General features: G+C 53.9%; 18 protein-coding genes. 10 read left to right on the top strand and 8 right to left on the bottom strand.

Translation table 11 applies throughout. The annotated features are described in order from the left end of the window. Positions 1-162 precede the first annotated feature (162 nt). Both ACILP4_RS07245 and ACILP4_RS07240 read right to left on the bottom strand, forming a co-directional pair. Positions 163-1,317 (bottom strand): carboxynorspermidine decarboxylase, encoded by a 1,155-nt coding sequence (locus ACILP4_RS07245; RefSeq protein WP_395620070.1) that lies wholly within the window; start codon positions 1,315-1,317, stop codon positions 163-165. Positions 1,318-1,446: 129 nt separating this feature from the next. Further along, positions 1,447-2,655 (bottom strand): saccharopine dehydrogenase family protein, encoded by a 1,209-nt coding sequence (locus ACILP4_RS07240; protein ID WP_395620069.1) that lies wholly within the window; start codon positions 2,653-2,655, stop codon positions 1,447-1,449. Between the two features lie 54 nt (positions 2,656-2,709). Here ACILP4_RS07240 and ACILP4_RS07235 point away from each other — a divergent pair, with 54 nt between their 5' ends. Further along, positions 2,710-3,696, top strand: coding sequence for a threonine/serine dehydratase (locus tag ACILP4_RS07235; RefSeq protein WP_395620068.1), 987 nt, complete (start codon positions 2,710-2,712; stop codon positions 3,694-3,696). On the opposite strand, the gene hemA is transcribed toward ACILP4_RS07235, so the two are convergent. Further along, entirely contained in the window at positions 3,684-4,904 is a 1,221-nt protein-coding gene (gene hemA / locus ACILP4_RS07230) for a 5-aminolevulinate synthase (protein ID WP_395620067.1), read from the bottom strand. The genes ACILP4_RS07235 and hemA overlap by 13 nt on opposite strands. A gap of 267 nt (positions 4,905-5,171) precedes the next feature. Here hemA and plsY point away from each other — a divergent pair, with 267 nt between their 5' ends. The 3 genes from plsY to topA all read left to right on the top strand — a co-directional run bounded on the left by plsY (position 5,172) and on the right by topA (position 9,509). Then, entirely contained in the window at positions 5,172-5,750 is a 579-nt protein-coding gene (gene plsY, locus ACILP4_RS07225; RefSeq protein WP_395620071.1) for a glycerol-3-phosphate 1-O-acyltransferase PlsY, read from the top strand. Between the two features lie 8 nt (positions 5,751-5,758). Continuing rightward, positions 5,759-6,853 (top strand): DNA-processing protein DprA, encoded by a 1,095-nt coding sequence (dprA, locus tag ACILP4_RS07220; protein ID WP_395620066.1) that lies wholly within the window; start codon positions 5,759-5,761, stop codon positions 6,851-6,853. 91 nt (positions 6,854-6,944) lie between these two features. Next, positions 6,945-9,509, top strand: coding sequence for a type I DNA topoisomerase (topA, locus tag ACILP4_RS07215; RefSeq protein WP_395620065.1), 2,565 nt, complete (start codon positions 6,945-6,947; stop codon positions 9,507-9,509). A 62-nt stretch (positions 9,510-9,571) separates the two neighbouring features. On the opposite strand, the gene era is transcribed toward topA, so the two are convergent. From era to lepB, 3 genes are read right to left on the bottom strand one after another with little or no spacing between them, the layout of a single operon-like run. Continuing rightward, positions 9,572-10,465 (bottom strand): GTPase Era, encoded by an 894-nt coding sequence (era, locus tag ACILP4_RS07210; protein ID WP_395620064.1) that lies wholly within the window; start codon positions 10,463-10,465, stop codon positions 9,572-9,574. Then, on the bottom strand, positions 10,462-11,130 hold the full coding sequence (rnc, locus tag ACILP4_RS07205; RefSeq protein ID WP_395620063.1) for a ribonuclease III: 669 nt from the start codon (positions 11,128-11,130) through the stop codon (positions 10,462-10,464). Before rnc ends, era begins: the two co-directional genes overlap by 4 nt. Beyond that, entirely contained in the window at positions 11,127-11,996 is an 870-nt protein-coding gene (gene lepB / locus ACILP4_RS07200) for a signal peptidase I (RefSeq protein WP_395620062.1), read from the bottom strand. The genes rnc and lepB overlap by 4 nt, the downstream gene beginning before the upstream one ends. A gap of 121 nt (positions 11,997-12,117) precedes the next feature. Between lepB and pgi the strand changes: the two genes are divergently transcribed. Further along, positions 12,118-13,620: a glucose-6-phosphate isomerase gene (gene pgi, locus ACILP4_RS07195; protein WP_395620061.1), complete on the top strand. Its 1,503-nt coding sequence runs from the start codon at positions 12,118-12,120 to the stop codon at positions 13,618-13,620. Between the two features lie 96 nt (positions 13,621-13,716). Beyond that, positions 13,717-15,063, top strand: coding sequence for a glutathione-disulfide reductase (gene gorA / locus ACILP4_RS07190; RefSeq protein WP_395620060.1), 1,347 nt, complete (start codon positions 13,717-13,719; stop codon positions 15,061-15,063). On the opposite strand, the gene ACILP4_RS07185 is transcribed toward gorA, so the two are convergent. Further along, the gene (locus tag ACILP4_RS07185; RefSeq protein ID WP_395620059.1) at positions 15,064-15,693 is read right to left on the bottom strand and encodes a glutathione S-transferase; all 630 of its coding nucleotides are present in this window, start codon (positions 15,691-15,693) and stop codon (positions 15,064-15,066) included. A gap of 28 nt (positions 15,694-15,721) precedes the next feature. Continuing rightward, on the bottom strand, positions 15,722-16,663 hold the full coding sequence (locus ACILP4_RS07180) for a rhodanese-related sulfurtransferase (RefSeq protein WP_395620058.1): 942 nt from the start codon (positions 16,661-16,663) through the stop codon (positions 15,722-15,724). A 144-nt stretch (positions 16,664-16,807) separates the two neighbouring features. On the opposite strand from ACILP4_RS07180, the gene ACILP4_RS07175 reads away from it, so the two are divergent. From ACILP4_RS07175 to bioB, 4 genes are all read left to right on the top strand, one after another. Next, positions 16,808-18,334, top strand: coding sequence for an acyl-CoA carboxylase subunit beta (locus tag ACILP4_RS07175; protein ID WP_395620057.1), 1,527 nt, complete (start codon positions 16,808-16,810; stop codon positions 18,332-18,334). A 9-nt stretch (positions 18,335-18,343) separates the two neighbouring features. Next, positions 18,344-18,784, top strand: coding sequence for a methylmalonyl-CoA epimerase (gene mce, locus ACILP4_RS07170; RefSeq protein WP_395620056.1), 441 nt, complete (start codon positions 18,344-18,346; stop codon positions 18,782-18,784). 128 nt (positions 18,785-18,912) lie between these two features. After that, positions 18,913-21,036 carry a methylmalonyl-CoA mutase gene (scpA, locus tag ACILP4_RS07165; RefSeq protein ID WP_395620055.1) on the top strand — a complete coding sequence of 708 codons (2,124 nt, stop codon included), beginning with the start codon at positions 18,913-18,915 and terminating at the stop codon, positions 21,034-21,036. Continuing rightward, positions 21,033-22,040: a biotin synthase BioB gene (bioB, locus tag ACILP4_RS07160; protein ID WP_395620054.1), complete on the top strand. Its 1,008-nt coding sequence runs from the start codon at positions 21,033-21,035 to the stop codon at positions 22,038-22,040. The genes scpA and bioB overlap by 4 nt, the downstream gene beginning before the upstream one ends. Positions 22,041-22,097: the final 57 nt, after the last annotated feature.

The following is a 22,097-nucleotide window of genomic DNA, read 5'->3' as shown; positions in this document are numbered from 1 at the left end:
CGGACTACAGCAAGTGCGTCAGTGTTCTCGTACAATTCAAGGGACCCCCAAAAGATAACATGAAACAACAAGGCTGCCTTGCGGTTATTGGAAGTCCCCCTGGGGCAGCGGACGAGCCGAATATGAAAAGCGGGGGAAGTTGTAAAGTGATTCGTTTGGTTTTTAGCTCAGGCGATCCCGGAATTCGGTCCAGTCGAATGAACGCACGCATTCCAGCGCATCGGTATCGCTATTCCAGAGCCATAGCGATGGCAAAGGCACGCCGTTGAAAGTGTTCGTTTTCACCATGGAATAATGTGCTTGATCAAGGAACGCAAAACGCGCTCCGGGCTCTGCTGGAACAGGCAACACATAATCGCCTATAATGTCCCCGGCTAGACAGGATGGCCCTCCTAGACGCACTGGAGCGCCTTCTGAGAGCTCATTGAGCATCGCTGGGCGATAGGGTGCCTCAATAACGTCAGGCATGTGACAGGTGGCGCTAATATCAGTGATGCCTACCTGAATCTCGTTTTCAAACACGTCAAGTAACTCGCCGATCAATATCCCTGCATCGAGCGCAATCGCTTCGCCGGGTTCAAGATAGACGTCGAGGCCAGTTTCAGTGCGGACTTGCTGAATGAACGCCACAAGGTCATCGCGCTGGTAATCCGCGCGGGTGATATGGTGCCCGCCACCAAAGTTCAGCCAACTTAGATGCCCAAAATGGGGCGCAATGTGAGGTTTCAAAGCCTCCCACGTGCGTTTGAGCGGTTCGAAATCCTGTTCACAAAGCGTGTGGAAGTGGAGACCTGCAACCCCCTCGAGATGCTCTGCTTTCAACTGGCTAATTGGAAACCCAAGTCGCGATCCAGGTGAGCAGGGATCGTACTTCGCAACTTCGCCCTCGGCGTGTTCGGGATTGATACGAATTCCTACATCTACGCTGTCATTCAGGAACGATGCAAAACGGCGATGTTGTGATGGGCTGTTGAAAATGACATGGTCAGAAATGTCGACGATCTCTGCCATGTCGACTTCTTTATAACCAGCGCAATAGGTTGCGATTTCACCCTTGTAATAATCGCGGGCAAGGCGCGATTCCCACAGCCCCGAACTGCACACGCCATCCAGATACTCACCAATGACAGGCGCGACTTTCCACATCGAGAAAGCCTTCATCGCACATAAAATCTTGGCACCAGATCGCTGTTTAATGTCTGCCAAAATGGCTAGGTTGCGACGCAACGCCACCTCATCCACCACAAAGGCAGGCGATGGCACGCGGTGAAGGTCAAAATGGGCAAATGCCCCGGGATCGCCAGCTCTGGTTTCCATGTTATCATTCACCTAACAAATGGTTTGTCGCACCAGCGGAGGCTGGTGCCTATTTCGCTTATCCATCCTGCGCTGAGCATCGCCTAAGGACGTAATGGGTCCCAGCCTTCGCTGGTGCGACGAGGGAAATCAAAACGACAAAGGCCCGTCCAGTTCCTTGACCTGCCACGGGAGGCCATGCGCATTGAGCATATCCATGAACGGGTCGGGATCAAATTGTTCAATATTCCACACGCCAGCGCCAGACCATTGGCCAGTGACCAACATAGCAGCGCCAATCATTGCCGGAACGCCGGTGGTGTAGCTGACGGCTTGGTTGCCGGTTTCGGCATAGGCGTCCTCATGATCGCAAATATTATAGATGTAGAGTGTCTTTTCTTTGCCATCTTTGCCAAGGCCAGTGGCGATGCATCCAATGTTGGTCTTTCCCTTAGTCGTGGGCCCAAGCGAGGCAGGCTCAGGCAATACAGCCTTTAAGAACTGAAGAGGGATGATTTCCTTGCCTTCATAGTTCACTGGGTCAATCCGCGTCATACCGACCGCCTGAAGCACGTTGAGATGCGTGATATACGCATCGCCAAAGGTCATCCAGAAACGGATGCGTTTGATCTCAGGCAAATGGGTTTTGAGGCTTTCGATTTCCTCATGATACATCAGATACATATTCTTGGGGCCAACGGCTTCAAAGTCGAAACTTTGCTTGACTGACATCGCCGGCGTTTCGACCCAATCGCCATTTTCCCAATGCCGCGCGACGGCGGTGACTTCACGGATGTTGATTTCGGGGTTGAAGTTGGTGGCAAAGGCTTGGCCATGATCGCCGCCATTGCAATCCAATATGTCGAGCGTGTCGATGCGGTCGAAATAATGCTTCTTCAGGTATGTCGTGAACACGCTGGTGACGCCGGGGTCAAAACCTGAACCGAGCAACGCTATAAGCCCCGCGTCCTTGTAGCGATCCTGATAAGCCCACTGCCAATGATATTCAAACTTCGCGACATCCAATGGCTCATAATTTGCGGTGTCCATATAATGCACACCAGCCGCCAGACACGCGTCCATGATGTTGAGGTCTTGGTAAGGCAATGCAAGGTTCACCACGAGACTTGGCTTGATCTGGTTAAGCAAAGCCGTGGTCGCAGGCACATTATCCGCATCTAGACCATATGTGTCGATATCGACGCCTGTCCGTTCTTTGACCGATGTAGCAATCGCATCGCATTTTGACTTTGTGCGGCTTGCGAGGCTGATATGGCTAAAGATATCCGCATTCATGGCCATTTTGTGGACTGCAACCGAACCGACGCCGCCTGCGCCAATTACCAATATCTTGCTCATCTTCAGTTTCCTCTTATCAGAGATTCGTTCAGCGCACGCATATAGGGGGGTTTTATGACAGGACAAGAATTGGCTGCGGCCCACCAAATACCAACGCACGAGGGCGTACTAAGGGCGATGGCCAAAATTGCTGAAATTTTGCCAAAAACACCGTTGCTGCCGCTTGAGGTGGATGGCGTAACCATCTGGTGCAAGGCTGAAATGCTTCAGCCCATCGGTGCCTTTAAGATACGCGGTGCGTGGCATCGCCTGTCCGACCTGAGCAAAGAGGAACGCGCGCGCGGTGTTGTTGGGGTTTCTAGTGGAAACCATGCCCAAGGCGTTGCTTGGGCGGCCAAGAGGCTTGGGATATCCGCTACTATAGTAATGCCATCCAATGCGCCGCGCATGAAACTAGAGGCGACAAAAGCACTTGGGGCAGAAGTAGTTCTCTACGACCGCGCTACGGAATCGCGTGAAGAAGTTGCCGCCGGGTTAATCGCGCAAAGCGGCGCGACCTTAGTGCACGCCTTTGGTGATCCGTGGGTCATTGAAGGGCAGGGGACCGTTGGCATTGAAATCAAACAGCAACTTCAAGATCTCGGCTTTTCTGGGGCAGATATGATTGTTTCCTGCTGTGGCGGGGGTGGCTTAGCATCTGGCCTAGCGTTGGCATGTCCGGATGCAGAAATCGCTATTGTTGAGCCTGAAGGCTGGGACGATATCATTCGCTCACTCGACGCAGGTGAAATTTTGCCTGTCAAAGACCTCACATACCCGACTTATTGCGATGCATTACAGACACCGCAAACTTATCCCGTGAATTTTGATATTTTGCGCCGCCGCGTGTCTCAGGGTGTTTCTGTGACGACCGACGAAGTGGCTGCCGCGATGCGCGTAGTGTTTGAAAAGTTGCACCTCGTGGCGGAACCGGGCGGCGCTGTTGCGCTGGCTGCTGTGCTTGCCGGTAAGGTTCAAACCAAAGCTGTTACCGCTGTAACCTTATCAGGCGGAAACGTGGACCGAGAACTGTTCGTGAAGTTGCTTGCTCAGGCCGCCTGAGCGACAGCCATTTCCATACGGCCCCAGATTTCCACCAAAGCCGACGTTAAATTCCGCATCATGCCCTCATCATGTTGGGGGCCGGGCGTAAAACGCAACCGTTCAGTGCCACGTGGCACCGTTGGATAATTGATCGGCTGCACATATACGCCATATTCGGCGAGCAATATATCGCTGATCTTTTTGGCCTTAACAGGATCGCCCACCATCAACGGCACGATATGCGTGTTGCTTAACATTACAGGCAGGCCAGCTTCGGCAAACAGCTTTTTCAACATCGCAGCATTCGCTTGCTGCGCATCACGCTCCACGCTGGATGCTTTCAAATGACGCACAGCAGCCAATACGCCTGCAACCAAAACTGGCGACAAGGATGTCGTGAAAATGAAGCCCGGTGCATAAGAACGGATTACATCAATAATGTTCTGGTCCGCTGCAATATAACCGCCCATGACGCCGAAGGCCTTGCCAAGTGTGCCTTCGATTATGGTTACACGGTCCGCCACGGCATCACGTTCCGAAATACCACCGCCACGTGCGCCATACATGCCTACGGCGTGCACTTCATCGCAATAAGTGAGGGCGTTATATTTGTCGGCTAGATCGCAAACCGCACCAATGGGCGCGACGTCGCCATCCATTGAATAGACGCTTTCAAAGGCAATCAACTTCGGTGCTTCTGGATCATCAGCCGCAAGTAATTCTTCGAGATGTGCAAGGTCGTTGTGCCGCCAAACGCGCTTTTCGCATCCTGCATTGCGAATGCCAGCTATCATCGACGCGTGGTTCAATTCATCCGAATAAATGATGCAGCCGGGCAGCACTTTCGCGAGCGTCGACAAAGTCGCGTCGTTCGAGACATAGCCTGACGTAAACAGCAATGCGCCATCTTTGCCATGCAAGTCCGCAAGTTCCTGCTCAAGCTCGACATGATAATGGGTGTTGCCACCAATGTTGCGTGTTCCGCCTGATCCGGCGCCCACATCATGCAACGCGTTTTCCATCGCACTGATGACGTCGGGATGCTGCCCCATGCACAAATAGTCGTTAGAGCACCAAACTGTGATGTCCTTTGGGCCATTATGTCCGGCAAAGCAGCGTGCACTGGGATAATTACCCTTGTTCCGAAGGATATCGATGAATACGCGATAGCGGCCCTCAGCATGAAGCCGATCAATTGCCTTTTCAAAAACAGCGTTATAATTCACGGATATTAACCCCGACTTGGTACCGTCAATGCGATATGTTGACGCCCAATAATCGCGGAAAAGGCAAAAATCCAGCGCGAACGACTTGCAATAAGCGTCAATCCGGTTCCGCAATTGCGATATTTTCGCTTACAGTGATTGAGCCCTAAAGAAAATAACGTCAGCGGCTTAGCTGATAAGCAGACTAGCTTGAGCGTACGGAACAAAACAGCTACACAATACAGATATTTAGGGGGGATTCGTGTGGTGAGTGATCTTTGGTTCAACATGATTGCGGGGTTGTTGCTTGGTTATGCGCTTGGCTCCGTCCCCTTCGGCTTGTTGCTCACGCGTTTCGCTGGCGGCGGCGATATAAGGTCTATTGGATCCGGCAATATTGGCGCGACGAATGTGTTACGCACAGGACGTAAAGGTCTCGCTGCGCTGACATTGCTGCTTGACCTTCTGAAAGGTTTTTTTGCCGTCTGGCTGGCCGCACGTTACCTTCCCGGCGGTGAGATTCTTGCTGCAACAGGAGCATTTTTAGGCCATCTTTTTCCAGCCTGGCTCCAATTCAAAGGCGGCAAGGGCGTGGCAACCTATGCAGGTATCATGTTTGGCCTGTTTTGGCAGGGCGGTTTGATTTACGCGGCCGCTTGGATCGGGGTAATGCTGATATCACGAATATCTTCGCTGTCCGGCTTGGTCGCCGCCCTAAGTGCGCCCTTAGCTGCCGCCATTTTCGGATATTATGAACTTGTCGCGTTGCTTACGGCATGCACATTGCTCGTCTTTTGGAAACATAGAGCCAATATCGAAAACCTCATAGACGGCACTGAACCCCGAATTGGCAAAAGCAAAAGTTGATCTTGCCAATGGGGAACAGCCAAACGCAATTTGATCAGCTTCGCCTGATCCGTTCCCCCAACATCGGCCCAGTCAGCTACCGTCAACTTATGGCGCGTTTTGGCAGCGCACGGGCCGCGCTTGAGGCTTTACCTGATCTCATAAGTCGCGGCGGTGGAAAACAGGTGTTGCTCGCCAATGAGGCAGGCATTGCGCGAGAGTTTCAGTTCGTTCAAGCTTTTGGTGCGCGTCATGTTTTCATCGACGATGCGGACTATCCTTATTTGCTGTCGCATATGGACAATGCCCCACCCGTTATCTGCGTAAAGGGCAATCTTGGTTTGTTGGCGCGGCCCGCTATTGCCCTCGTCGGCGCGCGAAATGCATCGGCGGGCGCCTGTCAATTTGCACGGCAGTTGGCGTTCGAACTCGGTCAAATGGGATTGTCTGTTGTGTCGGGTCTGGCGCGCGGGATTGATACGGCCGCGCATGCGGGTTCCATCGAAAACGGAACAGTCGCGGTTATCGCTGGGTGTATCGACGTAGTTTACCCTCCCGAAAATCGTTTACTTCAGGAGGCTATTTCCGAGCGCGGGCTTTTGATTGCTGAACAACCACCAGGCACCGAACCACGCGCAAGGCATTTCCCATATCGTAACCGTATCATCGCTGGTGCTACGGCAGGTACCGTGGTTATTGAAGCTGCGCCAAAGTCAGGATCACTCATTACCGCGCGCCTTGCGGCGGAAGCGGGACGTGAGGTTATGGCTATTCCCGGCTCACCGCTAGATCCCCGGTCGCGGGGTTGCAACCAGCTTATCCGTGAAGGTGCCACGTTGGTCCAGAACGCATCGGAGATTGCCGAGCTTATCTCTCCGTTGGATAGCCGCATGCTTGTGCCTCCGGTTCAGCTCAAGCCGTCTATTCCCCTAATGGCTGATGACAGCAGCCAAACCGAACGCAACGCCGTCACCAATCTGATGGGCATGACTTATGTTTCGGTAGATGAATTGGTGCGGCAGTCTGGAAGCAGTCAAGCCACCGTTCAGATGGTGTTACTTGAAATCGAATTGGCTGGTAAACTGGAACGCGGCGCAGGTGGGAAGGTCCGTTTGGCGACATAAAAAACGCGCACATTTTTCGTCTTGACGAGGACGATTATACCCCGTCAGCCTATACGCGTACGCGAGAGATATTAGAAAAGCACAAATTATCATGCAATTAGTTATCGTAGAATCACCTGCAAAAGCCAAGACAATCGAGAAATATCTGGGCCCCGGTTTCAAGGTGTTGGCATCATATGGACACATTCGGGATTTGCCGCCCAAGGACGGTTCGGTTGATCCAGATAATGGCTTTGAAATGCTGTGGGATAATTATGCCGATAAGGCAAAGCAGCTAAAAGCGATTACTGACGAAGCCAAAAAGGCCGATGGCTTGATCCTCGCGACCGACCCTGATCGGGAAGGTGAAGCGATTAGCTGGCATGTGCAAGAAGTGCTGGCAAAGAAGAAGGCGCTGCCGGCCAAGGTTGGGCGCGTAACATTCAACGCTATTACGAAACAGGCCGTAACCGATGCGATGAAGCAGCCACGCGCTTTGGATGTCGACCTGATTGACGCGTATCGCGCCCGGCGCGCGCTGGATTATCTGGTCGGTTTCACCTTGTCGCCCGTGCTGTGGCGGAAGTTACCAGGCGCAAAATCTGCTGGCCGTGTGCAATCCGTTGCCCTGCGCTTGATTGTTGAACGCGAACGCGAAATCGAAGCGTTCCGCGCACAAGAATATTGGTCCGTGAAGGCCGGAATGGAACATAAGGGGCAAAAATTTGATGCCCGCTTGATCCAATATCTTGGCAAGAAACTCGACAAGATGGACCTGAAAACCGAGGCAGAATCTGAGCAAGCGCGCCTTGCGGTTGAGACAGGAAAATTCACCGTCGAAACTGTTGAGACTAAGCCAGTAACGCGCAACCCACAGCCACCTTTTACAACCTCAACCTTGCAACAAGAAGCTGCGCGTAAACTCGGCTTTTCCGCCAGCCACACAATGCGTGTTGCGCAGGTCTTATATGAGGATGGCGCAATAACTTATATGCGAACTGATGGTGTGCAAATGGACCACAGCGCAATTGCTGCTGCGCGCAAATCCATATCGGATCGGTTCGACAATGGCTATTTGCCTGAGAAGCCGCGCGTCTATCAGAGCAAGGCAAAGAACGCGCAAGAGGCGCATGAGGCGATCCGCCCAACCGATTTTAGCAGGGACAAGGCAGGTTCAGGTGACCATGGCCGCTTGTATGACCTGATTTTCAAGCGCGCGATGGCCAGCCAAATGGCATCTGCCCGCATGGAGCGCACAACTGTCGATCTGCTCGACGGCACCGGACAGACTGGCCTGCGCGCAACAGGGCAAGTTATGAAATTCCCTGGTTTTCTTGCGGTATACGAAGAAGGCCTGGATGATAGCGATGGCGAAGATGGCGCAATCTTACCAGCTTTGGCCGTTGGTGACACGCCAGCTAAGCATGCTGCCGAAAAGAACCAGCACTTTACACAACCACCGCCGCGTTTTTCGGAAGCGACATTGGTCAAGCGCTTGGAAGAGTTAGGCATTGGTCGTCCATCGACATATGCATCGACTATTCAGGTTTTGAAAGATCGCGCCTATGTCCGTGTGGAAAAAAATCGTTTCTTTGCAGAGGAATCCGGACGACTTCTGACAGCATTTCTAGAACGCTTTTTTGAACGTTATGTCGCTTATGATTATACCGCTGGGCTTGAAGACCAATTGGATGAAATCAGCGGTGGCCGTGCCGATTGGCAGTCCTTTCTTGAGTCATTCTGGCGCGATTTCAAACCAAAGACCGTTGAGGTTATGGAGCAGAAACCGTCTGAGGTAACGGCCGAGCTTGATATATTCTTGTCACCTTATCTATTTCCAGAACGCGAAGATGGCACCGACCCACGCCTTTGCCCCAAATGTGGTGAAGGCAGGCTGGCCCTGCGTGGCGGAAAGTTCGGCGCCTTTGTGGCCTGTTCCAACTATCCCGATTGCAAATATACCCGCAAATTTGCGCAGCCCGGCGGCGAGAGTGGGGAAGATACCGGCCCAGAAGTGCTTGGCCAACATCCCGAAACGCAATCAGAAGTCAGCCGAAAGTCGGGGCGCTTCGGCCCTTATTTCGAAATGGGCGAGGGCGCCGACGTTAAACGCGCTTCTATTCCCAAGGATATCCCTGCTGAGGATATCGGCCTTGAATGGGCGATAAAATTGCTTTCCTTGCCGCGCACCGTAGGCATCCATCCCGAGAGCGGCGAACCAGTCACGGCAAGCATTGGGCGTTATGGACCATATTTGGCGCATAACGGCAAATACGCCCGGTTGCAGTCAACGAACGAGGTTTTCGAAACCGGCATGAACAGCGCGGTTGTGAAGTTGGCAGAAGCATTGGCCAACCCAGGCCGTGGCAGAGGTGCTGCGCGCGCGCCTTTAAAGGAGCTTGGCAAGCATCCACGGACGGAAGCAGAAATTAAACTGATGGAAGGGCGCTTTGGTCCCTATGTGACCGACGGAACGACTAATGCGACCTTACCGAAGTCCATCTCCCCTAACGAGCTAACGCTTGAAGAAGCCGCCCAGTTAATTGATGCCCGCGCCGCGATGCCGCCCAAGGGCAAGGTTAAGAAAAAAGCTGCACCTAAGAAGAAGGCTGCGCCGAAAAAGGTATCTGTGAAGGTTAAACCAGCTGCGAAAGCCAAGACGAAAACAACAAAATAAAGCTAACCGACGCCCCAGCCTGCGCTGGGGCGTCGTTGCGATGGAAAAAATCTAGACCGCGGCTATTCGACCCATTCCAGGCCAATATCGCGATACAGGCTGCGGTCCTCGTCCCATTTGGCATGGACTTTGACATGCAGATAGAGATGAACCTTAACGCCCATGAGCTTGGCCAGTTCGAGACGTGCAGCCTCTCCAATAGCCTTAATCCGCGTGCCGCCTTTGCCCAGTACTATGGCGCGCTGTGTGGGGCGCGCGACTAAAATTTGCTGGTGGATTTCTAACGATCCATCTTCGCGTTCGCTATATTTTTCGGTCTCAACGGCACTGGCATAAGGCAACTCCTCATGCAGCTGCAGATAGAGTTGTTCGCGTGTTATTTCTGACGCGATCAGGCGTTCAGTTGCGTCAGACACCTGATCCTCCGGAAAGTGCCACTCGCCCTCAGGCATGTTATCGGCAAGGGCAGTTTTGAACTCTTCCAAACCGTCGCCTGTCGCGGCGCTGATATAGTATATCTGCTCAAACGCACATTTGTCGGTCAGTTTTGTGGTGAGGGCGAGCAATTTGTCCTTCGCCGCAATATCAACCTTGTTGAGCACAAGCCATTTGCGTTCAGGGCGATCTTTTAGGCTATCGAGTATTTTCTCAACCTTTGGTCCGGCGCCTGCGCGGCCATCGACGATCAATGCAATCATGTCGGCATCGCCGGCACCGTCCCAAGCTGCCGCCACCATTGCGCGGTCAAAACGGCGTTGCGCCGCAAAAATCCCAGGTGTGTCGACAAGGATGATCTGCGTTTCACCGGCCAAAGCCACGCCCAACATGCGTGTGCGCGTGGTTTGTGCCTTGGGGCTAACGATGGCAACTTTCTGCCCGACCAGAGCATTGACTAAAGTTGACTTACCCGCATTTGGCGCGCCGATAATGGCGACATGTCCGCATCTTTTGGTCATGCGTTGGCTTCCAAAAACGCAAGCGCTGCGGCTGTTTCAGCGGCCTGTTTGCTGTTGGCGGTCGCGGAAACTGGCGCAAAGCCTTTTACGGTGACGGTGATTTCAAATCTCATGGCGTGGGGAGGGCCTTCTTTTTTGGTGATGACATATTCGGGAACTTTGCGTCCATGGGCGGCGCACCATTCTTGGAGCTCGGATTTGGGATGTTTGGGGGCGACGTTTGCGGATTCAAGAAGTGGCCTCCAGAGCCGTTCTACAAGATCGCGGGTGTCGAGTAGGCCATATTCGAGATACAGAGCGCCAATAATGGCCTCCATGACGTCACCCAACACATTATCGCTTTGTTGCGCACCATCATCACGGGCTTGCTTACCGAGCCGGACAAATGGGGGAAGACCAATTTGTCGCGCGATGTCAGCGCAGGTTACGCCGGACACAAGTGCATTCAAGCGATGTGACAGGCGACCTTCGGCTTCATCTTTATACCGATGATAGAGCATATCGGCGATGATCAGCCCCAAGATGCGGTCACCGAGAAATTCAAGCCGTTGATAGTCCGGTTGCCCCGTACTGCCGTGCGTAAGTGCGCGTTGATACAGCGCCATATCCTTGGGCGGCTGCGGAAGTAGCTCCGTCAACCAAGCCGTTTGTTCGTCGCTGGTCAAAACCCTTGTCCAATGCGTTCGGCGCGCGTGGCCGTGAACCAGGTCCAGGGCAGCAACCAATGCGACGATCCATCCGTGGAGAAGACCGATACCAACGCACGCCCCACGAGATTCTCTTGCGGTACCATCCCAATAGCGCCGGGTTTTTCGATAGGTGACCATCTGCTATCCGCGCTTCGGTCGCGGTTATCGCCCATCAAGAAAATATCGCCTTCACCCACAACAAAAGCTTTCGTGTTGTCGCCCTCTAGACCGTCCGCAAGATCGAGAATTTCATAGCTTCTGCCTTCGGGTAAAGTTTCGCGAAAACGGGGGTAGCGACATTGCGTGCCGCCGTCAGCCGCAGGCTCCTCCATATCGGGACGCCAGCAAGGGAATGGGTTACGGTCAACCTCCGCAGCATCCCGCATGTTTTGGGTGACGGGAATGATAAGGTCTGCAATCCGTTCCTTCTTAACCGCGACGCCGTTAATTTCGAGGATGCCATTACGCATTTGAACGACATCACCGGGTAGGCCAATGACGCGCTTTATATAATCCGCGCCGTTCGACATCGGTGCCTTGAACACGACAACATCGCCGCGCGCTGGTTGGCTCTCGAAAACCCGTCCGGGGATAATCGGTAGCGAGAAAGCTACGCTATTCTTGGAATAGCCATAAGGCCATTTCGCCACGAGCAGATAATCGCCAATGAGCAAGCGCGGTTGCATCGATTCCGATGGGATGTTGAACGGCGAGACGATGAAGCTGCGCAGGATGAAAACGAACAATGCAAGCTTCAGCAAGAAGCCGCCATATTCGCGCCATTCAGACGGCGCAGGCGCAGGTGCAGATGAATCGACTGGCTTTTCGGGTGTTGATGTCACAAAATCTCGCAAAATAATGACGTCGGCTGACGGATTGGCTGGCCTTTTACCGTCAAGGCGCGTTATTTGCCAGCGCCGAGATTCACGCGGCGTTGCAACGCCCTTAATCAAGAGAATTAAAATGACCGATAATCTATGGACTGCGCTTGAACAGCATAAGCCGCAATCGCTTGTTGACTTGTTTGCGTCTGACTCAAATCGCGTGGGCAAAATGACCATAGAGCATATGGGCCTTCGGTTTGACCTGTCGAAAACCCATCTAGATGATGCGGCGTTAGGGCATTTTGTTAAGCTCGCTAAGGATATGCAGCTTGATAGCGCCAAGGCCGCTTTGTTTTCAGGTGCCGCCATCAATGTCACCGAAGGCCGGGCAGCAGAGCATAGCGCCGAGCGTGGCACGGGCGATGCAGATTCGGTTGCTTATGCCCATGCGCTTCAGCAACGGATGCGCGGGTTGGTTGAGGCCATTGACGCAGGCCTGATGGGCGATATCCGCCATATATTGCATATCGGCATTGGTGGCTCTGCACTTGGCCCAAAGCTGATCATCGATGCGCTTGGCCGCGATGGCGCACGTTATGACGTCAAAGTCGTATCCAATATTGACGGTGCCGCCTTGACCGAGGCGGTGAAGGACATGGATCCGCACAAGACGATTGTCGCCGTTGCGTCCAAAACCTTTACTACTACCGAAACCTTGCTGAACGCGACCAGCGCCATGGAATGGATGCACGAGGGCGGCGTTACCGACCCTTATGCGCAGTTTGTGGCGCTGACGGCCTATCCTGACAAAGCCATTGAATGGGGCATAGACGAAAGTCGTATCTTGCCGTTCAATGAATCGGTTGGCGGACGCTATTCCTTATGGTGCTCGATAGGCTTTCCGGTGGCACTTGGTCTTGGTTGGGCGGCATATCAGGAACTGTTGGATGGCGCCGCCGCTATGGATGCGCATTTTCGCGATGCACCCATTATGGAAAATGCCCCGACATTGGCGGCATTTGCGGATTTATATTACGCCCAAACCAAGGCGTGTCAAACGCGCGCGGTATTTGCCTATGACGAGCGTTTGCGCTTGTTGCCGGATTATCTTCAGCAATTGGAGATGGAATCAAATGGCAAGTCGGTGACCGCCGAAGGCGCGCCACTGGGACGCAATAGCGCGCCTGTGACATGGGGCGGGGTGGGCACCGATGCACAGCATGCGGTATTCCAATTGCTGCATCAAGGTACGCACCTGATCCCCGTCGAGTTCATCGCCAGCAAAACGCCGGGGCATGATTTTGATACGGCGCATCATGAAACCTTGCTGGTTAATTGCTTTGCCCAAGGTGCGGCCCTGATGGCGGGGCAACAATCAGATGATTTGGCCCGCAATTATGAAGGCAATCGTCCATCTACGACGATATTACTGGATGACGTTACACCGTCAGCCGTCGGCGGGTTGATTGCCTTTTTCGAGCATCGGACGTTCGTGAATGCGGCTTTGTTGGGGATTAACCCATTTGACCAATTCGGCGTTGAGCTCGGCAAGCAAATCGCAAAAAGCATTAGTGACAATGGCCCAAGCGGTTTTGACCCGTCTACCACTGCGCTGATTGCAGCAGCGCTTGGCGATATTTGAGCTATCGGCATTTGTTCGATTACGCGGGCTAAGAATTCCCGTTGGTAAATATATGCACCTATCCCCATATCGCGGGGAAACAGGAAAGAATGATTTATGGCTGATTTTGATTATGACCTCTTTGTCATTGGCGCCGGCTCCGGTGGCGTCCGTGCCTCACGCATAGCTGCATCGCATGGCGCGCGTGTCGCGGTAGCGGAGGAGCATCGGGTTGGCGGCACCTGCGTCATCCGTGGCTGCGTCCCAAAGAAGTTGTTGGTTTATGGGTCACATTTCGCCGAAGATCTGCATGATGCACAACGTTTTGGCTGGAGCACCGAAGGCGCGACATTCAACTGGAGCGTCTTGCGCGACAATGTTGCTGCCGAAGTCAACCGCTTGGAAGGGCTCTATGGCCAGACATTGGGCAATAACAAAGTCGAGGTTTTTCGCGAACGCGCGGTAGTGACTGGGCCAAACAGCGTCCAACTTTCCAGCGGGCGGGATATTAAAGCTGCGCATATCTTGATTGCCACCGGCGCTTGGCCATCCGTCCCTGAAATTCCGGGGGCAGGGCATGGGATCACGTCGAACGAGGTTTTTAGCCTGCCTGAACTTCCCAAGCGCGCGGTGATTGCGGGTGGCGGTTATATCGCAAATGAATTTGCAGGTATTTTCAACGAATTGGGTGTTGATGTTAAGCTTGTTACCCATGGCGACCGTATCTTGCGCGGCTATGATGAGGAGATAGTCGACAGGTTGGTCGATCTGAGCCGCCAAAAAGGGATCGATATATGTTTCCATTTCAGCATTAAATCGGTGACCAAGCAAGATGACGGCACCCTTTTGATTGAAGGCAATAATGGTGACACGATAGAGACCGATTTGTTGTTATGGGCCATTGGGCGTACACCGCACACCATTGGGCTTGGCTTAGAAAAGGTCGGCATTGACCTTGGCAAAGACGGATCGGTGCAGGTCGGCGATGACAGTCGTACCAATATTCCCAGCATTTATGCCGTGGGCGACGTCACCAACCGCGTGCAACTGACGCCGATTGCTATTCGTGAAGGCCATGCCTTTGCCGACAGCGTGTTTGGGAACAATCCGCGCACCGTCAATTATGACTGCATTCCAACAGCGGTGTTCAGCAATCCGCCGATTGCCAGCGTCGGCCTCACCGAGACCGAGGCGCGTGCGCAGTTTGGGGACATTAAGGTATACAAAAGCGACTTCCGTGCCATGAAAAACGTGTTGGCCGACCGCAATGAACGCGCTTTGTATAAAATGATTGTGGCAGGTCCAAATGAGCAAGTTGTCGGTCTTCACTTGATCGGCCCTGACAGCGGCGAAATTCTTCAAGCGGCGGCGATTGCGGTTAAAGCAAAGCTGACCAAGCAGGATTTTGACGATACCGTTGCTTTGCACCCCAGCATGTCCGAAGAATTGGTGTTGATGAAATAATCAGGGAAAGGGAACGGGTGCATCGCCCGCTTTCCATTGCGGATAGCGGAGCATGATCGCCGCAAAAAGGTCGCTTCCTACAAGCGCGGAAAGCCAACGTTGCAGCCCGGGCAGAGGCAAATCAGCAAACCATGCCGCATCGGTTGCGGCAAATTGCCGAACAAAGGGAAACAGCGCGATATCAGTGAAAGCTGGCCTTGCGCCGGCGAGATAGGGTGCGGCGGCCAATAAATCGTTCAGAGCACCAAGATGGCCCAAGGCGGCGTCGCGATGTGCGTTGCCATCGGTTAAATCATAACGATGCGGATATTTATACCGGTCCAGGGCTTGTTTAAACGGGCCGTCAGACGCCGAAACAAGATTTTGGTCATGATGCCCTAGCCAGCCTTCTGGATCGCCCTGAGAGAGCGCCCAGCGCATGATATCGAGGCTTTCCTCCAACACCCTGCCATCGGGTTGCACCAGAACAGGCACTGTACCCTTGGGTGAGGCCTCGAGCATTTCAGAAGGCTTGTCACGCAACACGACCTCACGCAGCTCAACGGACACGCCGCTTACGGCGACAGCCATCCGTGCGCGCATGGCATAAGGGCAGCGGCGAAAGCTGTAGAGGATAGGCAGGGCGGTCATTTATCTCTGGCAGCGGCTAAAGCAAAAACTAGCCATCATCCCGTGGATTGACACCAATATGCTGCTTGCCACGCTTCTTCGCTAAGGCAATCTGCTTTTGCCGTTCGGCGAAGCGGGCGCGGTCATCGTCAGTGCGCTCGCCATAACAAGCCGGGCAGGATACGCCTTCGACGAAATGGGCGGATGCCTTGTCCGCTTGTGATATTGGGCGGCGGCAGGCGTGGCAAAGCTCCATTTCGCCAAGCGCCAAGCCATGCGTCACTGATACGCGTTCGTCGAATACGAAGCATTCACCCTGCCATTTGCTCTGGGCTTCTGGGATATTCTCCAGATAGCGCAATATGCCGCCTTCCAGATGATAGACCTCTTCTATACCTTCTGCCTTTAAGAAGGCGGTCGATTTCTCACAACGGATCCCGCCTGTGCAGAACATTGCAAATTTTGTTTTGCCTGAAGCAAGCTCCGCCCGATGGGCGCGAAACCAATCGGGAAATTCGCTGAAGGACTTGGTCCGTGGGTCAACCGCACCTTCGAAAGTGCCAATCGCCACTTCATAATCATTGCGTGTGTCGATTAACACTGTGTCAGGATCGGAAATCAGCGCGTTCCAATCCTCCGGCTGCACATAAGTCCCTACCTCACGCTTTGGGTCGATACCCTCCACGCCAAGCGTCACAATCTCTTTTTTGAGACGGACTTTCATACGGTAAAAGGGCATTTCCGTGGCATGTGAATATTTCACATCGAGTTCGGCGCACCCGGGAATGCCGCGCAAAAATGCTATCAAGGCGTCGATCGCGGCAGGCACACCCGCCACTGTTCCGTTGATGCCCTCATGCGCGAGTAATATCGTGCCCTTGATACCGCCGGCTGCGCATTGCGCCTGAATCCTTGGCTGCAGATCCTCTGGCGCGTCAAATGCGACAAAGCGATAGAGTGCCGCGACTTTAATGGGATGATGTTCGTCCATGATGCGGCCCTATAGCCCGCTTTTTGGTTTTTTGCAGCCTGGAATCCATCGCAGGTTAAACAGAATTTAATCACACGATTAATTTGCAATTGCTGCGACAGGATGCCAAGGCTTTGGGCAACAAAAATGCTTATGGGGATTGCCATGTCGGCCAATATTGCTGAACTGGAAGCACGCCGCGCGGCGTCGAAAATGGGGGGCGGGCAAAAGCGCATCGATGCGCAGCACGCCAAGGGACGCCTGACCGCGCGCGAACGGCTTGATATCTTACTTGATGAAGGCAGCTTCGAAGAACTCGACGCTTATGTTACGCATAATTGCACCGATTTCGGGATGGCGGAACAAAAGATACCGGGCGATGGCGTTGTCACCGGAAGCGGTACGATTAATGGCCGACTGGTCTATTTCTACAGTCAGGACTTTACCGTATTCGGCGGGTCATTGTCCGAAGCGCACGCCATGAAGATTTGCAAGGTCATGGACAATGCCATGAAAGTTGGCGCACCCGTCATCGGCCTGAACGACAGTGGTGGCGCGCGCATTCAGGAAGGCGTGGCGAGCCTTGGCGGCTATGCCGAGGTCTTTCAACGCAATGTCTTGGCCAGCGGTGTCGTACCGCAGATTTCGCTGATCATGGGCCCATGTGCTGGAGGCGCGGTATATTCGCCGGCAATTACCGACTTCATCTTCATGGTGAAGGATTCGTCTTATATGTTCGTCACAGGTCCCGATGTCGTGAAGACCGTGACCAATGAAGTTGTAACACAAGAAGAATTGGGCGGCGCCATTTCGCATACCACCAAGTCGGGCGTGGCCGACAATGCGTTCGAGAATGATATTGAGGCATTGCTGTCGGTCCGCGATTTCTTTGACTATCTGCCCGAGAATAACCGCACTGGCGTTCCAGAGCGTCCGACCGAGGACGCATGGGACCGGATTGAACCAAGTCTCGACACTTTGATCCCACCCAGCGCAAACCAGCCTTATGATATGCATGAGCTGATCCGTAAAACGGTCGATGAGGCGGATTTCTTTGAAGTCCAGCCCACCCATGCCGCGAACATCATCATCGGCTTTGGCCGTATTGAGGGTCGCACCGTGGGCATCGTCGCCAATCAGCCGATGGTGTTGGCCGGCGTGCTGGACATCAACAGTTCCAAAAAAGCCGCGCGTTTTGTCCGCTTCTGCGATGCGTTTGACATTCCGATCGTTAGCTTCGTCGATGTTCCCGGCTTCTTGCCCGGCACGGCCCAGGAATATGGTGGGATCATCAAGCACGGCGCAAAGTTGCTGTTCGCTTATGCCGAGGCGACTGTGCCCAAAATTACCATCATTACCCGAAAGGCTTATGGTGGTGCCTATGACGTGATGGCATCTAAGCATCTACGCGGCGACCTCAACTACGCATGGCCCACAGCAGAAATCGCGGTGATGGGGGCGAAAGGCGCGGTGGAGATCATCTTCCGCGGGCTGTCGGCCGAAGAACAAGCTGTGAAAACCGCAGAATATGAAGACCGCTTCGCCAACCCATTCGTGGCAGCGAGCAAGGGTTTCATCGATGAGGTTATCTACCCACATTCCACAAGGAAACGGATCGCCTTGGGCCTACGGAAATTGCGGAACAAAAGTCTCGAAAACCCTTGGAAGAAACATGACAATATTCCGTTGTAAGGTTGAAGCATGAAACTCGGCCGCCTCAACCATATTGGCGTTGCAACGCCTTCTATCGCGGATAGCATCGTCTTTTACCGCGATGTCATGGGCGCGACGAAAATTCATGCGCCGTTCGACTTGCCGGATCAGGGGGTGAAGGTCTGCTTTGTCGATACACCCGGCGCGGATGGCGCGATGAACGGTACGCAGATTGAATTGATCGAACCGCTGCCGGGCAATGCCTCAATCGCGGCATTTCTTGAGAAAAATCCAGCGGGTGGGCAGCATCATGTCTGTTACGAAGTGGCCGATATCTATGCCGCAAAGGCCGAATTTGAAGTGATGGGCAAACGCGTGCTGGGTGAACCACGGATTGGTGCGCATGGGACGCTGATATTCTTTGTGCATCCCAAGGACATGCAGGGTGTTTTGACCGAAATTATGGAGGTGGGTGTAGGAGCGCACTGACCGCGCATTAACCCCAATCGTCATGCTGAACTTGTGCAGCATCCATCATGCCACTCTGGCCGAAGAAGTGAGTGGCAAAATGGACCCTGAAACGAGTTCAGGGTGACCGATTAATGAATGGAAGTTTTATGACGAATATCGACCAGTGGAAAAAAGCGGCTGAAAAAGAGGTCAAGGGCAGGGACCTGACTTGGCACACGCCAGAGGGCATCGCTGTGAAGCCGCTTTATACGGCGGATGATGCTGGCGATCCTGGTCTTCCGGGTTTTGCACCCTTTACGCGTGGTGTACGGGCGTCGATGTATGCTGGCCGACCATGGACCATCCGCCAATATGCGGGCTTTTCGACTGCAGAAGAATCCAATGCATTTTACCGTCGCAATCTTGCCGCTGGACAAAAGGGCCTATCGGTAGCCTTCGACCTTGCCACGCACCGGGGGTATGACAGTGACCATCCGCGCGTTGTCGGCGATGTCGGCAAGGCTGGCGTTGCGATTGATAGCGTTGAGGAAATGAAAATATTGTTCGACGGCATTCCGCTCGATCAAATGTCTGTGTCGATGACGATGAACGGCGCAGTCATTCCAATACTCGCGTTTTTCATTGTGGCTGGCGAAGAACAAGGCGTCGACCAAGCGCAATTGGACGGCACTATTCAGAACGACATTCTCAAAGAATTCATGGTCCGCAACACTTACATTTATCCGCCCGAACCATCGATGCGGATCGTGTCGGACATCATCGCTTATACCAGCGCGCATATGCCCAAGTTTAACAGCATATCCATCTCCGGCTATCATATGCATGAGGCTGGCGCGACAGCGGTACAGGAACTTGCCTTCACTATTGCTGATGGCAAGGAATATGTGCAGCGCGCTATCGCCTCGGGCTTGGACATTGACGCTTTTGCCGGTCGGTTGTCCTTCTTCTTCGGCATCGGCATGAACTTCTTCATGGAAGTATCGAAGCTAAGGGCCGCGCGGACCTTGTGGCACCGCGTGATGGATGAGCTTGGCGCACAAGACGAACGCTCCAAGATGCTGCGCACCCATTGCCAAACGTCGGGCGTTTCGTTGCAGGAGCAGGATCCGTATAACAACGTCATCCGCACAACGATTGAAGCGATGGCCGCGACCTTGGGTGGCACCCAGTCTTTGCACACCAATGCGCTGGATGAGGCCATTGCGCTACCGACCGACTTTTCGGCACGCATTGCCCGCAACACACAAATTGTGTTGGCCGAAGAAAGCGGCATTACGAAGGTCGTAGATCCCTTGGGTGGTTCTTATTATGTCGAAGCGCTCACGGCTGAATTGGTCGACCAAGCGTGGAAAATTATCGGCGAGGTAGACGCGCTTGGCGGCATGACCAAGGCCGTAGCTTCGGGAATGCCAAAGCGCCTGATCGAAGAAGCCGCCGCCGCACGGCAAGCGCGCGTCGACAAAGGCGAAGACGTCATCGTTGGCGTCAACACATATAAGCTCGCCACCGAAGAGCAACTCGACACGCTGGAAGTAGACAATGACTTCGTCCGCCAAGGGCAAATTGCCCGTCTTGCCGCCACCCGTGCCGCCCGTGATGAGGCAGCGTGTCAGGCGGCTTTGATGGCTTTGACGGAAGGGGCTAAAGGCGGAACGAACCTCCTCGCACTTGCCGTAGAGGCAGCCCGCGCCCGTGCCACATTGGGTGAAATTTCGGACGCGATGGAAGCCGTATTTGGGCGCTACGCCACAACCCCAGTGCCCGTTCAGGGCATTTATGGCAGTGCCCATGAATTCGACAAACGTTGGGCTCAAGTCTTGGATGGCGTGGCTTCGGTGGGACGCCGCTTGGGTCGCAAACCAAAGCTGTTAGTCGCAAAAATGGGACAAGATGGGCATGATCGTGGTGCCAATGTAATCGCGTCTGCTTTTTCCGATATGGGCTTTGACGTGATCAGCGGACCATTGTTCCAAACACCCGAAGAAACCGTCGTTCTGGCGTTACAGCATGACGTAGATGCCGTCGGCGCATCCAGCCTTGCCGCCGGTCATAAGACGTTGATACCCGAGCTTGTGAGAGGTCTACGTGAAGCCGGGCGCGGCGACATCAAGGTGATTGCCGGCGGTGTTATACCACCCCAAGATTATGATTTTCTGCGGGAGGCAGGGGTGCAGGGCATTTACGGCCCCGGCAGCAATGTCGTTGAGTGTGCCGCCGATGTTTTGACGTTATTGGGGCATAATATGCCGCCTTTGGGAGATGCAACGTGACTGTTCGCACCGACTGGAGCCGTTCAGAAATTGCTACTTTATTCGACCTACCGTTCGACGAATTGGTATATCAGGCGCAGACCGTGCACCGTGCGCATCATGCGGCGGGGCAGATACAGCTTTGCACATTGCTAAGCATCAAAACCGGTGGTTGCCCAGAAGATTGCGGCTATTGTTCGCAGTCCGTGAAGGCTGACAGCGGCGTTGAGGCAACCAAGTTGATGGATGTCCAAGCGGTGTTGCAAAAGGCGGCTGAAGCTGCAGATGCTGGCTCACGCCGCTTCTGTATGGGGGCTGCATGGCGTAACCCCAAGGACCGCGACATGCCTGCAATTGTGCAAATCGTTCAGGGCGTGCGGGCGATGGGTATGGAAACCTGCATGACCCTGGGTATGTTGACCCCCAGTCAAGCGGACATGCTCGCCGACGCTGGCTTGGATTATTACAACCATAATATCGATACCTCGCCCGAGCGCTATAATGAGATCATTACCACGCGGACCATGGACGACCGGCTCGACACGCTGGCCGAAGTCCGCCGTGCGGGCATCAACGTCTGCAGCGGCGGCATTGTCGGCATGGGAGAGACGCGCGCCGACCGTGTAGGCTTCATCCACACCTTGGCAACTTTGCCACAGCATCCAGAAAGCGTGCCGGTCAACGCTCTGGTGCCGGTAAAGGGCACCGTATTGGGAGATATGCTCGCCGATACGCCGCTGGCGAAAATCGACGATATCGAATTCGTTCGCACGATTGCCGTGGCGCGTATCACTATGCCAATGAGCATGGTGCGCTTAAGCGCGGGGCGTGAGAGCATGTCGGAAGCGACGCAGGCTTTATGCTTCATGGCCGGCGCAAACAGCATTTTTACGGGCGACAAGTTACTTACTGCGGCTAATGCTGGCGACGATAAGGACGCAGCAATGCTAGCAAAGTTGGGTTTGCGCCCAATGGAAGCAGAGGAACCGCTTCGGGCATGTAAGGCGTTGGAGGCGGCGGAGTGAGCTCGAATTCTCGTCATGCTGAACTTGTTTCAGCATCCATTTTGCAGCAACAACTGT

Origin of the sequence: Sphingorhabdus sp., assembly GCF_044239045.1 — a bacterium.
In the GTDB taxonomy this organism is placed as follows: Bacteria; Pseudomonadota; Alphaproteobacteria; order Sphingomonadales; family Sphingomonadaceae; genus Sphingorhabdus_B.
This window is presented reverse-complemented; position numbering and strand designations above follow the sequence as displayed.